Annotated in this window: 14 protein-coding genes; 13 read left to right on the top strand and 1 reads right to left on the bottom strand. The window is 36.6% G+C overall.

What is annotated here, in order from left to right; genetic code table 11:
• Position 1: 1 nt before the first annotated feature.
• From ACXVYO_RS20480 to ACXVYO_RS20505, 6 genes are all read left to right on the top strand, one after another.
• Positions 2–931 carry a peptidase U32 family protein gene (locus ACXVYO_RS20480; protein ID WP_458468347.1) on the top strand — a complete coding sequence of 310 codons (930 nt, stop codon included), beginning with the start codon at positions 2–4 and terminating at the stop codon, positions 929–931.
• Between the two features lie 18 nt (positions 932–949).
• A complete protein-coding gene (locus ACXVYO_RS20485; protein WP_000217964.1) occupies positions 950–2,230 on the top strand; it encodes a peptidase U32 family protein in 1,281 nt (426 codons plus the stop codon).
• 18 nt (positions 2,231–2,248) lie between these two features.
• Positions 2,249–2,887, top strand: a complete 639-nt coding sequence (gene udk / locus ACXVYO_RS20490) for a uridine kinase (RefSeq protein WP_000537082.1) — start codon at positions 2,249–2,251, stop codon at positions 2,885–2,887.
• A 278-nt stretch (positions 2,888–3,165) separates the two neighbouring features.
• Complete coding sequence (gene greA, locus ACXVYO_RS20495) at positions 3,166–3,642, top strand: transcription elongation factor GreA (protein WP_000179964.1); 477 nt, start codon at positions 3,166–3,168, stop codon at positions 3,640–3,642.
• A gap of 92 nt (positions 3,643–3,734) precedes the next feature.
• The gene (locus ACXVYO_RS20500) at positions 3,735–5,489 is read left to right on the top strand and encodes a peptidoglycan D,D-transpeptidase FtsI family protein (protein WP_458468348.1); all 1,755 of its coding nucleotides are present in this window, start codon (positions 3,735–3,737) and stop codon (positions 5,487–5,489) included.
• A 116-nt stretch (positions 5,490–5,605) separates the two neighbouring features.
• Positions 5,606–6,253 carry a YrrS family protein gene (locus ACXVYO_RS20505; RefSeq protein ID WP_458468349.1) on the top strand — a complete coding sequence of 216 codons (648 nt, stop codon included), beginning with the start codon at positions 5,606–5,608 and terminating at the stop codon, positions 6,251–6,253.
• Between the two features lie 35 nt (positions 6,254–6,288).
• Here the strand turns inward: ACXVYO_RS20505 and ACXVYO_RS20510 are convergent, their stop codons facing one another.
• Positions 6,289–6,504 (bottom strand): YrzA family protein, encoded by a 216-nt coding sequence (locus ACXVYO_RS20510; protein ID WP_000010984.1) that lies wholly within the window; start codon positions 6,502–6,504, stop codon positions 6,289–6,291.
• A 136-nt stretch (positions 6,505–6,640) separates the two neighbouring features.
• On the opposite strand from ACXVYO_RS20510, the gene ACXVYO_RS20515 reads away from it, so the two are divergent.
• From ACXVYO_RS20515 to ACXVYO_RS20545, 7 genes are all read left to right on the top strand, one after another.
• Positions 6,641–7,279: a class I SAM-dependent DNA methyltransferase gene (locus ACXVYO_RS20515; protein WP_063260761.1), complete on the top strand. Its 639-nt coding sequence runs from the start codon at positions 6,641–6,643 to the stop codon at positions 7,277–7,279.
• A gap of 14 nt (positions 7,280–7,293) precedes the next feature.
• On the top strand, positions 7,294–7,989 hold the full coding sequence (mtnN, locus tag ACXVYO_RS20520) for a 5'-methylthioadenosine/S-adenosylhomocysteine nucleosidase (protein ID WP_001217038.1): 696 nt from the start codon (positions 7,294–7,296) through the stop codon (positions 7,987–7,989).
• Positions 7,990–8,071: 82 nt separating this feature from the next.
• Positions 8,072–8,995 carry an O-acetylserine dependent cystathionine beta-synthase gene (locus ACXVYO_RS20525; protein ID WP_073516577.1) on the top strand — a complete coding sequence of 308 codons (924 nt, stop codon included), beginning with the start codon at positions 8,072–8,074 and terminating at the stop codon, positions 8,993–8,995.
• A gap of 3 nt (positions 8,996–8,998) precedes the next feature.
• Positions 8,999–10,132, top strand: a complete 1,134-nt coding sequence (locus ACXVYO_RS20530; protein WP_061677223.1) for a bifunctional cystathionine gamma-lyase/homocysteine desulfhydrase — start codon at positions 8,999–9,001, stop codon at positions 10,130–10,132.
• A 260-nt stretch (positions 10,133–10,392) separates the two neighbouring features.
• Entirely contained in the window at positions 10,393–12,996 is a 2,604-nt protein-coding gene (gene adhE / locus ACXVYO_RS20535; protein ID WP_458468350.1) for a bifunctional acetaldehyde-CoA/alcohol dehydrogenase, read from the top strand.
• 126 nt (positions 12,997–13,122) lie between these two features.
• Entirely contained in the window at positions 13,123–13,350 is a 228-nt protein-coding gene (locus ACXVYO_RS20540) for a YrhC family protein (RefSeq protein WP_458468629.1), read from the top strand.
• Between the two features lie 157 nt (positions 13,351–13,507).
• On the top strand, positions 13,508–14,455 hold the full coding sequence (locus ACXVYO_RS20545) for an ABC transporter substrate-binding protein (RefSeq protein WP_458468351.1): 948 nt from the start codon (positions 13,508–13,510) through the stop codon (positions 14,453–14,455).
• The last annotated feature ends 5 nt before the right edge of the window (positions 14,456–14,460 follow it).

Genomic DNA, 14,460 nt, shown 5'->3' on the forward strand with positions numbered 1-14,460 from the left:
TATGAAGAAACCTGAATTGTTAGTAACGCCAAAAGCAGTGGCGGATATCGAACCTCTTGCGAAAGCAGGAGCAGATGCGGTAATGATCGGTGAGCAAAAGTTTGGTTTACGTTTAGCAGGGGAATTTTCACGTGAAGATGTGAAACAAGCTGTGAAGATTGCACATGAGAACGGTGTGAAAGTATACGTAGCAATGAACGCTATGTTTCACAATGATAAAGTAGACGCATTAACAGATTATGTTGCATTTTTAAACGAAGTAAGTGTAGATGCAATTGTTTTCGGAGATCCAGCAGTATTAATGGCGGTCCGAGAAGTAGCGCCAAATATGCAATTGCACTGGAATACAGAAACAACAGCAACAAACTGGTTTACTTGTAACTACTGGGGACAAAGGGGAGCCAAACGTGCTGTATTAGCTCGTGAGCTTAGTTTAGATGAAATTGTTGAATTAAAAGAAAATGCTGAAGTGGAACTTGAAGTACAAATTCACGGTATGACTTGTATGTTCCAATCGAAGCGTTCATTAGTAGGAAACTACTTTGAGTATCAAGGACGTAATCTTGACATTGAAAAGAAAAAATATGAAGAGAATATGTTCTTATATGACCCAGAGCGTAACAATAAATATCCAATTTATGAAGATGAAAATGGTACTCACATTATGAGTCCAAACGATATTTGTTTCATCGATGAGTTAGAAGAGCTAATTGATGCTGAAGTCAATAGCTTAAAAATTGATGGTGTACTAAAAAGCTCTGCATACATTATTGAGGTAACGAAGAAATATCGTAAAGCAATTGATTTATGTGTAGAAGATCGTGATGCGTATTATGACGTGAAAGACGATTTATATAAAGAGATAGAAGAAATGCAACCAGTAAATCGTCCGTTAGACACAGGATTCTTCTTTAAAGAGACGGTTTACTAAACGAGGAGGGTGTAGGAAATGACTGTACAAGAAATTTCACGAGTGATCGATGGCAAACGCGTTATTGTGAAGAAACCTGAACTGTTAATCCCTGCGGGTAACTTAGAAAAATTAAAAGTAGCTATCCATTATGGGGCAGATGCTGTATATTTAGGTGGACAAGAATTTGGTCTTCGTTCGAATGCAGGTAACTTTACACTGGAAGATATGGCAGAAGGTGTTGAATTTGCGAAGAAATATGGAGCAAAAATATATGTAACAACAAATATCTTTGCACATAATGAAAATATGGACGGGCTAGAGGAATATTTAAAAGGGATTGAAAAAGCTGGCGTAACGGGAATTATCGTTGCTGATCCGCTTATTATTGAGACTTGTAAACGTGTAGCGCCTTCTGTTGAAGTGCATTTAAGTACACAACAATCACTATCCAACTGGAAAGCGGCACAGTATTGGAAAGAAGAAGGTTTACATCGTCTTGTGTTAGCTCGTGAAGCAAGCTATGAAGAAATGAAAGAAATTAAAGAAAAAGTGGATATTGAAATTGAAGCATTTGTCCATGGTGCAATGTGTATCGCATATTCAGGCAGATGTACGTTAAGTAACCATATGACAGCACGTGACTCTAACCGTGGTGGTTGTTGTCAATCTTGCCGTTGGGACTATGATTTAGTTCAAACAGTATCACAACATAAAGATGCAAAAGAGCTTCCTCTATTCCAAGAAGAAGATGCTCACTTTGCAATGAGTCCAAAAGACTTAAATTTAATTTTATCAATTCCAAAAATGATTGAAATTGGAATTGATAGCTTAAAAGTTGAAGGACGTATGAAATCAATCCATTACGTAGCGACTGTAGCAACGGTATACCGTAAAGTAATTGATGCGTATTGTGCGGATCCGGATAATTTTGAGTTTAAACAAGAATGGTTGGATGAGCTTGATAAATGTGCAAATCGTGATACAGCTCCGGCATTCTTTGAAGGGGTTCCAGGACATCAAGAGCAAATGTTTGGAAATCATAGTAAGAAAACAACGTATGATTTCGCTGGTTTAGTGTTAGATTATAATGAAGAAACGGGCATCGTAACGATTGAGCAACGTAATCATTTCAAACCAGGACACGAAGTGGAGTTCTTTGGACCAGAAATAGAAAACTTTACGCAGACGGTGGAGAAAATTTGGGATGAGGATGGAAACGAATTAGATGCAGCGAGACATCCGCTGCAAATCGTGAAATTCAAAGTGGATCAACCAGTGTATGTGAATAATATGATGCGCAAAAGCATACTTCAATAAGAAAGAGTTGATAGTCGAATGGGGACGAATAAGCCTGTTGTAATTGGAATTGCTGGTGGTTCGGGGTCAGGTAAAACGAGTGTAACGAAAGCGATTTTTGACCATTTTAAAGGTCATTCTATTTTAATCTTAGAGCAAGATTATTATTACAAAGATCAAAGCCATTTACCAATGGAAGAGCGTTTAAAAACAAATTATGATCATCCGCTTGCGTTTGATAATGATCTGTTAATTGAACATTTGCAGCAGTTACTTGCATATGAGCAAATTGATAAGCCTGTATATGACTATACATTGCATACGCGTTCAGAAGAAGTTATTCCAGTTGAGCCGAAAGATGTAATCATTTTAGAAGGAATTCTTATTTTAGAAGACCCACGTCTTTGTGAGTTAATGGACATAAAGCTATTCGTTGATACAGATGCAGATCTTCGTATTTTACGCCGTATGCAGCGTGATATTAAAGAACGCGGTCGTACTATGGATTCAGTTATTGATCAATACGTAAGTGTTGTACGTCCAATGCACAATCAATTTATTGAGCCTTCTAAGAAATTTGCGGATATTATTATCCCTGAAGGTGGACAAAACCATGTTGCAATTGATATTATGGTGACAAAAATTGCAACAATTCTTGAACAAAAAGTAAATTTGTAATAGCATAGTAAAAGATATACGATAGGAAGGGATTTTTTCCCTTCCTATCGAATACAATGAAACATGCAACCTCATCTATATATAGGTGAGGGCATATTTATATCAACTTTCCATACATATCTTCTTTATATAAAGAAGAATTGGGAATACGGGGTTGTATGTGACAACTCCGCTAGTACAGGCGTGCTAGAAACCTCCGCTATATATATAAGTGGGGGAGTTTTCATATGGAACTCCTCTTTTTTTCGGGGGATTGGTATATAAAAGGAGTGGAAAATATGGCAACAGAAAAAACATACCCTATGACGCAAGAGGGTAAGCAAAAGCTAGAGAACGAACTTGAAGATTTAAAAACGGTAAAACGTAAAGAGGTTGTAGAGCGTATTAAGATTGCACGTAGCTTCGGAGATCTTTCTGAGAACTCTGAGTACGATGCAGCGAAAGATGAGCAAGCGTTCGTAGAAGGACGTATTACACAATTAGAAAACATGATTCGTAACGCAGTTATCATCACAGATAACGGTGAAGAATCTACAGTTGTTACATTAGGTAAAACAGTAACATTTAAAGAGTTACCAGGTGGAGATGAAGAATCTTACACAATCGTAGGTAGCGCAGAAGCAGATCCATTTGAAGGAAGAATTTCTAACGATTCTCCAATTGCAAAAAGCTTATTAGGTAAGCAAATTGGTGAGAAGGTAGCAATCCAAACTCCAGGTGGAGAAATGCAAGTAGAGATTATCTCTGTAAAATAATAAAAAATCACTCGTGAAAAAGCGAGTGATTTTTTTATTTGTATAAAAGATGAAACACTCCGTCCAAACTATAATAGACGAGGTGTTTTTTTATGAAAATAAAACGGAGAATCACAATTGTTTTAATTTGTTTTATATGTATCATGTTTATTTTACTTTGTCGTTTAATTCAAATACAAATTATAGATACAGAATCATTTACAGATCGTAAGATAAATTTAATTGAAAAAAGTGTTACACAACGGACGCAGTCCATTACGGTAGATGATGGACGAGGTCATTTTATAGATCGGAACGGTAAGGAAATAGGTGAGAAAAAGTATCCTGTTTTAATTGTTTTTCCATTTCTACAAATAAAAAATGACATGTTAGAGAAAATTGCGCATATCATTGGTGTGTCGAGACAAGAGATTGAAAGTCAAATGAAAGACAAGAAAAGTGCATTTATCATGCAAAGGGGAGATGGACCATTTCACTTGGCACGAGAGCAGATGGAGAAGGTGAATCAATTAAATGTATTAGGTATTGTAGCAGCTGAAGTTCGTTTACGGAAAACTGACGCGATGAATCATTTAATTGGCAATGTGGGGGAGAATGAACGAGAATTTCAAAAACGATACGGAGAAGTAAGAAAAATTTCAAGGAAAACGCCAATTGGCATTTCAGGATTGCAGCAATCATTTGATGAATTTCTTTTGACCGATGGAGAGGCGAAAGTATTGTATCAAGTGGACCGACAAGGAGAACCGATTTTTGGAAAACAAGCGAAATATACTGCGTCAGGAAATCCATTTTATCCAGTGACGATTCAAACTACTTTACATAACGGGTTACAGCAAAAAGCAGAAGAAGTGGTTGAAGCAAGCGAAATAAAGAAGGGAGGACTAGTATTACTTGATGTAAAGAAAAATGAAATTTTAGCGATGGTCAGTAAACCATCTGTGCAGGTGAAGGATGAGCGCTTATATACAACTACACTTGAAAATCAAATGTTAACACCACATTTTCCCGGTTCTGTTTTTAAAACAATAGTTGCAGCGGCAATGATTGATCAAAATGAAAATGTGTTAAATCGTACATTTAATTGTAATCAAGATTTATATGGTGAAGACAACCCGCAAGTTATGATGGGTACACTTAGTTTTAAAGAGAGCTTTGCTAGAAGCTGTAACAGGACGTTTTCAGAGTTAGGTAATGAGCTAATACAAAAGGATAAGATGGTGTTAGAAACTTACGTAGCAGCTTTAGGAGCCGCTGGTAAGGTTGGATGGAAAGGTTCTGTATTTCATACAACTCATTTTGAGCAAATGCCAGAGGAGAAGAAGGGTACGATTTGGGGGAGTGAAGGAAATAAGAATAGTAAAAAGGCGGTAGCGCAAACAGCGATTGGACAGAAAGATGTACGTATGTCACCTCTAGCGCTTGCAAATATGATGGCGACGATTGCTAGGGATGGAGAAAAGATGGAAGTGAAAGCTGTGGAAAAAATAATGTATAAAAATGGAACGGACTTTTATACATTTGAAGACCATACATTAGGTGGAAAACAGCTTTCGTATGAAGCGGTAAAAACATTACAAGAGTTATTAAGAGGCGTTGTAACAACAGAGAAAGGAACAGGAGAAGCATTCAGGTCGTTGCCACTAAGTGTCGCCGGGAAATCTGGGACAGCGCAAACAGGAAAAGGGACGAAAGTGAATCGTTGGTTTGCAGGTTATTTTCCATATGAAAACCCAAGATATGCTTTAGTTGTCGTGGATATAGAAACGAATAGCGGTGAAAATAAAGTTACACCTATTTTCAAAGCTATCGTAGAATCAATCTATCGATTAGAGAATGAAAAGTAATCTTGCAATTCATAGTGAAATGTTTTCATTTCGTGAAAATATTATTGTAAATGTTCAACCTTTCTAGATTTAATGTTACAATAGCAAGTATGAAAAACTGCATGGAGGTTTGAAGAATGGCAGGAGGATCTAGATTCCAACAGAAACAACAAAAACGTCGTCAAAACGGTGTTTTAAATATTGCAATCGCAATTGTATTAATATTAGTAGCTATTGTATCATATCAATTGTTTGTTCCTGAAAGAAAAGAACAAGCGTCTTCTAGTGATAAAAAAGCAGCTCAGCAAACAACGAAAGAGAATAAGACTGAGAAAGCTAAAGGTAAAGAAGAGACGAAGAAGAACGAGCAAGATGAGGCAGATGCTAAGAAGCAGGAAGAAGAGAAGCAAAAGGCTGAAGAAGAACAGAAAAAAGCTGAAGAAGAAGCGAAAGCTAACGAGAAAGTATCAGCTGAAAAAACACAGCCAAAGGCAACTGACGCTTATACGAAACCTTCTTGGAAGCCAGTAGGTACAGAGCAAGGTGCAACACCTGCGATGACGTTTAAAAAAGGTACAGCAGATTGGAATGAGATGAATCAAGCTATTTCAGCTGCAATTGACGTTCCAGTAGAGCAATTAGTTATCCATAGAATTGGAAATAACGGTAAGAATAAAGCTTACGGTAACGTACAAGATAAACAATCAGGCAAAAAATATTATGTGAATATTGATTGGGTAGACAATGAGGGCTGGAAACCAGTACTTGTTCAAACTCTAAACTAAAAAAGAGAAGCTCCTTAGGGGCTTCTCTTTTTTAGTTAGCGTAATTTCTTTAATTTAAAATGAACAACCGCGCTATAATATGGTCTTTTGCTTTCGGGATCCATAACCATTTGATGCGAGATGTGATGAACTTCAAGCATAAGTGCTTTATTATTATCGATTTGTTCACTAATTTTTCGTTCCAAAGAAGCTAAGTCTCCTGCTTCGAAAAACTCTACTTTATCTTCTAACATTTCAAAGGTAAATGACACGAAGACGACCCCTCTCCTATGTAATCAACTATAGTGTAACAAAGAAAAGAAGGAAATACCATGTACATTTCAATTGACATTTTTGGAAAGAGGGCATATTATACTGATAAAACCGATAAGAAAAAGGGGAATTTTTATGGGTACAGAATTTAATGGTTTATTTGATGAGTGGGCTCATACGTACGACTCGTTTGTACAAGGCGAAGATATACAATATAAAGAAGTTTTCGCCCGTTATGAGGACATTCTAGAGGATGTAGTTAACAAGTCATTTGGTAATGTATTAGAATTTGGTGTTGGTACAGGTAATTTAACAAATCAATTATTACTTGCTGGCCGCACAGTTTACGGTATAGAACCGTCACGTGAAATGCGTATGATTGCAAAAGAGAAATTACCGCAAGAGTTTTCCATTACAGAAGGTGATTTTCTTTCTTTTGAAGTCCCAAATTCAATTGATACCATAGTAAGCACCTATGCATTTCATCATTTAACAGATGATGAAAAAAATGTAGCGATTGCGAAGTATAGTCAATTGCTAAACAAAGGTGGTAAAATAGTGTTTGCTGATACGATATTTGCAGATCAAGATGCATATGATAAAACTGTTGAAACAGCAAAGCAAAGAGGCTTTCATCAGTTAGCGAACGATTTGCAAACGGAATACTATACACGTATTCCAGTCATGCAGTCTATTTTTGAAAACAATGGCTTCCATGTAACGTTTACGAGATTAAATCATTTCGTTTGGGTAATGGAGGCAACTAAGCAATAGAAAGAGGGATTAGATTGAGAATTGCTGTAATTGGAGCAATGGAAGAAGAAGTACGTATTTTACGTGACAAATTAGAACAAGCAGAAACAGAAACGGTTGCGGGTTGTGAATTTACGAAAGGACAATTAGCAGGACATGAAGTAATCTTGTTAAAGTCTGGTATTGGTAAAGTAAATGCAGCGATGTCAACGACAATTTTATTAGAAAGATATAAGCCTGAAAAAGTAATTAATACGGGTTCAGCTGGTGGCTTCCATCATTCTCTAAATGTTGGAGATGTAGTTATTTCAACAGAAGTTCGTCATCATGACGTAGATGTAACAGCATTTAACTATGAGTATGGTCAAGTACCAGGAATGCCGCCTGGATTCAAGGCTGATGAAGCATTAGTTGCACTAGCTGAGAAATGTATGCAGGCAGAAGAAAATATTCAAGTTGTAAAAGGTATGATTGCAACAGGTGATTCATTTATGAGTGATCCGAACCGCGTTGCAGCAATTCGTGATAAATTTGAAGATCTTTATGCAGTAGAAATGGAAGCAGCAGCTGTTGCACAAGTATGCCACCAATATGAAGTTCCGTTTGTTATTATTCGTGCACTTTCTGATATTGCTGGTAAAGAATCAAATGTTTCATTTGATCAATTTTTAGATCAAGCAGCTCTTCATTCTACAAACTTTATCGTAAAAGTACTAGAAGAGTTAAAGTAATGTAACAAAAAGGCAACTGTCTCATATAAAGAAAATACATACAGTTGCCTTTTCTTTATTGGCAAATAAGGGGGAGAACACGATGAATGTATATCGTGGAGTTCATGAGTTGATTGGTCATACACCAATTGTAGAAATTACTCGTTTTTCACTTCCGGAAGGGGTCCGTTTATTTGCAAAGCTTGAATTTTATAACCCAGGTGGAAGCGTTAAGGACCGTTTAGGAAGAGAATTAATCGAAGATGCGTTAGAAAAAGGGCTTGTTACCCAGGGTGGAACAATTATTGAACCGACTGCTGGAAATACTGGTATTGGACTGGCACTTGCAGCGTTACAATATGATTTACGCGTTATTGTTTGTGTACCAGAGAAATTTAGTATTGAAAAACAAGAATTAATGAAAGCACTAGGCGCAACGGTCGTGCATACACCAACTGAGCAAGGAATGACCGGTGCAATTGCAAAAGCAAAAGAATTAGTAAATGAAATACCGAATTCGTACTCTCCAAGTCAGTTTGCGAATGAAGCAAACCCGCGTGCTTATTTCAAAACACTAGGTCCTGAACTTTGGTTGGCACTGAACGGAGAGATTAACATATTTGTTGCTGGGGCAGGAACTGGTGGTACATTCATGGGGACTGCATCTTATTTGAAAGAAAAAAATGTAGATATAAAAACGGTTATTGTGGAACCAGAAGGGTCCATTTTAAATGGTGGTAAAGCTGGTTCGCATGAAACCGAAGGGATTGGCCTTGAGTTCATCCCACCATTTTTGAAAACATCTTATTTTGATGAAATTCATACAATTTCTGATCGAAATGCATTTTTACGAGTGAAGGAATTAGCCCAAAAAGAAGGACTGCTTGTTGGGAGCTCGTCAGGAGCAGCATTTCATGCAAGTTTACTTGAAGCAGAGAAAGCGGCGCCAGGTACAAACATTGTAACGATTTTTCCTGATAGTAGTGAGCGCTATTTAAGTAAAGACATATACAAAGGATGGGAATAAAAAATGAGAGCAAAGACAAAGTTAATTCATGGTATTCGCATAGGAGAACCTTCGACTGGATCTGTGAATGTACCGATTTATCAAACAAGTACGTACAAACAAGAAGCAGTTGGTAAGCATCAAGGATATGAATATTCACGTACAGGCAACCCAACACGTGCAGCTTTAGAAGAAATGATTGCTGTATTAGAAAACGGTCATGCTGGTTTTGCATTTGGTTCAGGAATGGCTGCTATTACAGCTACAATTATGTTGTTCTCAAAAGGTGACCACGTTATTTTAACAGATGATGTGTATGGTGGAACGTACCGCGTTATCACGAAAGTATTAAATCGCTTCGGTATTGAGCATACATTTGTAGATACAACAAATCTAGAGGAAGTTGTAGAAGCAATTCGTCCAAACACGAAAGCGATTTATGTGGAAACACCAACGAACCCATTACTGAAAATTACTGATATTAAGAAAATATCTACTCTTGCTAAAGAGAAAGATTTATTAACAATTATCGATAACACATTCATGACGCCATATTGGCAGTCGCCGATTTCTTTAGGAGCAGACATTGTACTTCATAGTGCAACGAAATATTTAGGAGGTCATAGTGACGTAGTTGCAGGCCTAGTAGTTGTAAATAGCCCGCAATTAGCAGAAGACCTTCACTTTGTACAAAACTCAACAGGAGGCATTCTTGGCCCGCAAGATAGCTTCTTACTACTTCGTGGTTTAAAAACATTAGGAATTCGAATGGAAGAGCATGAAACGAATTCACGTGCAATTGCTGAGTTTTTAAATAACCATCCAAAAGTAAATAAAGTATATTATCCAGGTCTTGCATCACATCAAAACCATGAATTAGCAACAGAACAAGCAAATGGATTTGGTGCTATTATCTCATTTGATGTAGATAGTGAAGAAACATTAAATAAAGTACTAGAGAAATTACAATACTTTACACTTGCTGAAAGTTTAGGAGCAGTAGAAAGTTTAATTTCTATCCCATCTCAAATGACACATGCATCAATCCCAGCAGATCGCCGCAAAGAATTAGGAATTACAGATACATTAATTCGTATTTCTGTCGGTATTGAAGACGGTGAAGATTTAATTGAAGATTTAGCACAAGCGCTAGCGTAATAAAAATGCACTGCCCATATAGAGCAGTGCATTTTTATTATATTATTTTGTGAAATATTTCACAAAAAAGACATACACAAATGAAATAATTTCATGTATATTAAGTTCATGAAGTATTACTCACGAACAAACTTGTGAAATACTTCACAAACAATGAGATTCATGTAGGAAAGCAATTCTATTTTTTTTGCGCTAATCGGGACTTATTATGACCTATAGGGTCTTATTTAGTCCATAGTAGCTGAATAGGAGGAATTTACATGGTAGTCAAAGAGAAAGTTGTAAATGAAATGCAGGAAGTAAAAGAGATGATTGATACGTTAGTGAATAACGGTCAAAAGGCCTTACAAGCATTAGAAAGTTTTACACAAGAGCAAATTGACAACATTGTTCATGAAATGGCATTAGCAGGTGTTGATCAGCATATGCCGCTTGCGAAGTTAGCTGTTGAAGAAACGGGTCGTGGTGTATATGAAGATAAATGCATTAAAAATATTTTTGCTACTGAATATATTTGGCATAGCATAAAGAAAGATAAAACAGTAGGGATTATTCACGAAGATCCTCATGAAGAAATAATAGAAATTGCGGAACCTGTCGGTGTAGTAGCTGGGGTAACGCCAGTAACGAATCCAACATCGACAACAATGTTTAAAGCATTGATCGCGATAAAAACGAGAAATCCAATTATTTTCGCATTTCATCCTTCAGCACAAAACTGTTCCATTGCAGCGGCGAAAACAGTATATGATGCAGCGGTGAAGGCGGGTGCACCAAAACATTGTATTCAGTGGATTGAAAAACCTTCTGTAGAAGCAACGAAACAATTAATGAACCATGAAGGTGTTGCGCTTGTTTTGGCAACTGGAGGAGCAGGTATGGTGAAATCAGCTTATTCTACTGGAAAACCAGCACTAGGTGTAGGTCCTGGTAATGTACCATGCTATATAGAGAAATCAGCGCATATAAAACGAGCTGTTAATGATTTAATTTTATCAAAAACATTTGATAACGGTATGATTTGTGCATCAGAACAAGCAATCATTGTAGACAAGGAAATTTATGATGATGTGAAAACAGAAATGATTGCAAACAATTGTTACTTTGTAACAGAAGAAGAGAGAAGAAAATTAGAAAAGCTTGTTATTAATGAAAATACATGTGCAGTAAATAGTGATATTGTAGGGAAATCAGCACAGTATATTGCTGCATTAGTTGGAATTGCTGTGCCTGAAAATACAAAAATGCTTGTAGCTGAAATACAGGGTATCGGAGCAGCATATCCACTATCTCGTGAGAAACTGAGTCCAGTATTAGCTTGTGTAAAAGCAAATTCACTAGAAGAGGGACTTACATATTGCGAAGACATGTTAGACCTTGGTGGTTTAGGACATTCAGCAGTCATTCATTCTACAAATAAAGAAGTACAAAAGCAGTTTGGATTACGTATGAAAGCTTGCCGTCTTATTGTAAACGCCCCTTCATCACAAGGTGGAATCGGTGACATATATAATGGATTTATTCCATCACTTACGCTTGGTTGCGGTTCGTATGGGAAAAACTCAGTTTCTCAAAACGTAACAGCAACGCATTTATTAAATATAAAAAGGTTGGCAAATAGAAAAAAGAATATGCAGTGGTTCAAATTACCACCAAAAATTTATTTTGAAAAACATGCGACAGCATATTTAGCAAATATGCCTAACATTTCACGTGCATTTATTGTAACGGATCCAGGAATGGTTGAGCACGGATATGTAGATACGGTTACGCATTATTTACGTAAACATGCAAATGATGTAAAAGTTGAAGTATTCTTTGAGGTTGAGCCAGATCCATCAGATGAAACTGTCTTTAAAGGTGCGGAAATGATGAGAAGTTTTAAGCCAGATGTAATTATTGCACTTGGTGGTGGTTCAGCGATGGATGCAGCGAAAGGGATGTGGCTTTTCTATGAGCACCCAGAAACAACATTCTATGGAATTAAACAGAAGTTTTTAGATATAAGAAAACGTACATGTAAATATCCGAAATTAGGAAGTAAGGCACAGTTTGTTGCCATTCCAACAACATCAGGAACAGGATCAGAAGTGACGCCATTCGCGGTTATTACAGATAAGAAAAATAATATAAAGTATCCACTCGCAGATTATGAATTAACACCAGATGTAGCAATTGTTGATCCACAGTTTGTAATGACAGTACCACCACATGTAACAGCAGACACTGGTATGGACGTTTTAACGCATGCAATCGAGGCGTATGTGTCTGTTCTAGCAAATGACTATACAGATGGATTTGCATTAAAGGCCATTGATCTCGTATTTAAATATTTACCAAGAGCATTTAAAGATGGAAATGACGAAGAAGCACGAGAAAAAATGCATAATGCTTCTGCAATTGCAGGGATGGCATTTGCAAATGCTTTTCTAGGTATTAATCACAGCTTAGCACATAAAATTGGACCGGAATTTCATATTCCGCATGGGCGTGCGAATGCAATTCTTATGCCGCACGTAGTTCGCTATAATGCTATTAAGCCAAGAAAACACGCATTGTTCCCAAAATATGAGTACTTTGTAGCTGATGAACGCTATGCACATATTGCGAGAATGCTTGGGCTTCCAGCAGGCTCAACAACAGAAGGCGTGGAGTCACTCGTCCAAGCAATTATTGAACTTGGAAAAAGTTTAAATATTAATATGAGTATCGCGGGACAAGGAGTTGCTAAAGACCAGTTTGAAGAGGTTGTTGGATTATTAGCAGAAAGAGCTTTTGAAGATCAATGTACAACAGCTAATCCAAAATTACCTCTTATTTCAGAGCTGAAAGAAATTTATATGGAAGCATATAAAGGAGAGTAATGCTTATGAAAGAGTCGCAATAAAGCGGCTCTTTTTCTTTTGGAAAACATCTCCCAGAATGTCTGTATTTACTTGTCTTTAAGTGTAATAGAATATGATACAGTGAAATGGAGGAGTGAGAATATGATGAAAGAATTACAAGAAAAAATAGCAGATTATACTCGTTTCGGACAAATTCTTCTCGCTGTAAGTACATTGTTAATGGTTGGCTTGTTGATTCCGAATGGAGCAAAAGAAGCAATACAATCTTTTGTTATGATGGGGAGCATCGTTATATTTTTAAGTTTATCCTTCTTTTTCTTCCAGCGTGTGAAAGTGATGCGAGATGAGTTAGAGGAAAACGAATGTGAATAATATTGATAAATAGAGCGTTATAAAAAGCAGGAATCTTTTTTGTAACGCTTTTTGTTTTTTCTAGAAAATGTATGCGTTTTATATTGACAATGATAATCCTTATCAATTAAAGTAGAGTAGTAGTTAATGATTATCATTATCAGTTAGAGGTGGAAGAATGAAAAAATCTATTACGCTATTCACAGCGATTTTATCTATTTTTTTCTTGTTAATAGGTTGCAATGCAAAGGAAAACGAAAAAGCATCTGCAACAAAAACGGAAAAAGGAAAAGAGAAAATCGAAGTTACCGACCTGTCAGGAAGAAAGGTAACATTCGATAAGGTGCCAGAGAGTTTTGCAACATTAAGTATGGGAGACATGAATATTATTCATGCGTTAGGCGGAAAAATAGTAGGTCGTCCGGATGCAAAAATAACTCTTCCAGAGGATATAAAGAAAGTACAAGTAATCGGGAATGCGCATCAGCCGAATTTTGAGCAAATTGCCAGCTTAAAGCCAGATGTACTTATTGCTAATAATGGGTTTCAAAAGAATGTTCCAACGGTGGAAAGACAAGGAACGAAAGTAATGATTTCTTCTGCAAATTCTGTACTAGATATTCAAAAGAATATTGAACTATACGGAACGATTATGAAGAAAGAAGATAAAGCAAAAGAACTTAACCAAAAAATTAATGATCAAATGAAGACATATGAGAAAAAAAGCGATGTAAAAGCATTGCTAGTGTATGGGGCACCAGGTACGTATTTAGCGGCATTACCAACATCTTTATCAGGTGATATTTTAGAAAAAACAGGCGGAAAAAATATTGCAGCTGATTTTCCGGAAATGAAGGAATATCCGCAATATGCGCAGCTAAGTGTAGAACGTATTATTGAGGCAAATCCAGATGTGATTTATTTAATTACACATGGAGATCCAAATAGCGTTAAAAAAGCATTTGAAGGCGAAATGATGAAAAATGAAGCGTGGAAAAATTTAGATGCAGTAAAACAAAATCGTGTAGTGATTTTGCCACCAGGCTTATTTGGATCAAATCCTGGAACAAAAGTTACAGAAGCGATGGACTTTATGTATAAAAGTATACAAGATGTAAGGAAATGATACGT

It is taken from the genome of Bacillus sp. BC08 (assembly GCF_054326875.1).

What these genes read in the sequence shown, in the direction of transcription:
- ACXVYO_RS20505 (WP_458468349.1), top strand. Translation starts at nt 5,606, where the DNA reads ATGGCAGGAGGATCTAGATTCCAACAGAAACAACAAAAACGTCGTCAA.
- ACXVYO_RS20485 (WP_000217964.1), top strand. Translation starts at nt 950, where the DNA reads ATGACTGTACAAGAAATTTCACGAGTGATCGATGGCAAACGCGTTATT.
- ACXVYO_RS20540 (WP_458468629.1), top strand. Translation starts at nt 13,123, where the DNA reads ATGAAAGAATTACAAGAAAAAATAGCAGATTATACTCGTTTCGGACAA.
- ACXVYO_RS20545 (WP_458468351.1), top strand. Translation starts at nt 13,508, where the DNA reads ATGAAAAAATCTATTACGCTATTCACAGCGATTTTATCTATTTTTTTC.
- ACXVYO_RS20530 (WP_061677223.1), top strand. Translation starts at nt 8,999, where the DNA reads ATGAGAGCAAAGACAAAGTTAATTCATGGTATTCGCATAGGAGAACCT.
- adhE (WP_458468350.1), top strand. Translation starts at nt 10,393, where the DNA reads ATGGTAGTCAAAGAGAAAGTTGTAAATGAAATGCAGGAAGTAAAAGAG.
- ACXVYO_RS20480 (WP_458468347.1), top strand. Translation starts at nt 2, where the DNA reads ATGAAGAAACCTGAATTGTTAGTAACGCCAAAAGCAGTGGCGGATATC.
- greA (WP_000179964.1), top strand. Translation starts at nt 3,166, where the DNA reads ATGGCAACAGAAAAAACATACCCTATGACGCAAGAGGGTAAGCAAAAG.
- ACXVYO_RS20515 (WP_063260761.1), top strand. Translation starts at nt 6,641, where the DNA reads ATGGGTACAGAATTTAATGGTTTATTTGATGAGTGGGCTCATACGTAC.
- ACXVYO_RS20500 (WP_458468348.1), top strand. Translation starts at nt 3,735, where the DNA reads ATGAAAATAAAACGGAGAATCACAATTGTTTTAATTTGTTTTATATGT.
- ACXVYO_RS20525 (WP_073516577.1), top strand. Translation starts at nt 8,072, where the DNA reads ATGAATGTATATCGTGGAGTTCATGAGTTGATTGGTCATACACCAATT.
- udk (WP_000537082.1), top strand. Translation starts at nt 2,249, where the DNA reads ATGGGGACGAATAAGCCTGTTGTAATTGGAATTGCTGGTGGTTCGGGG.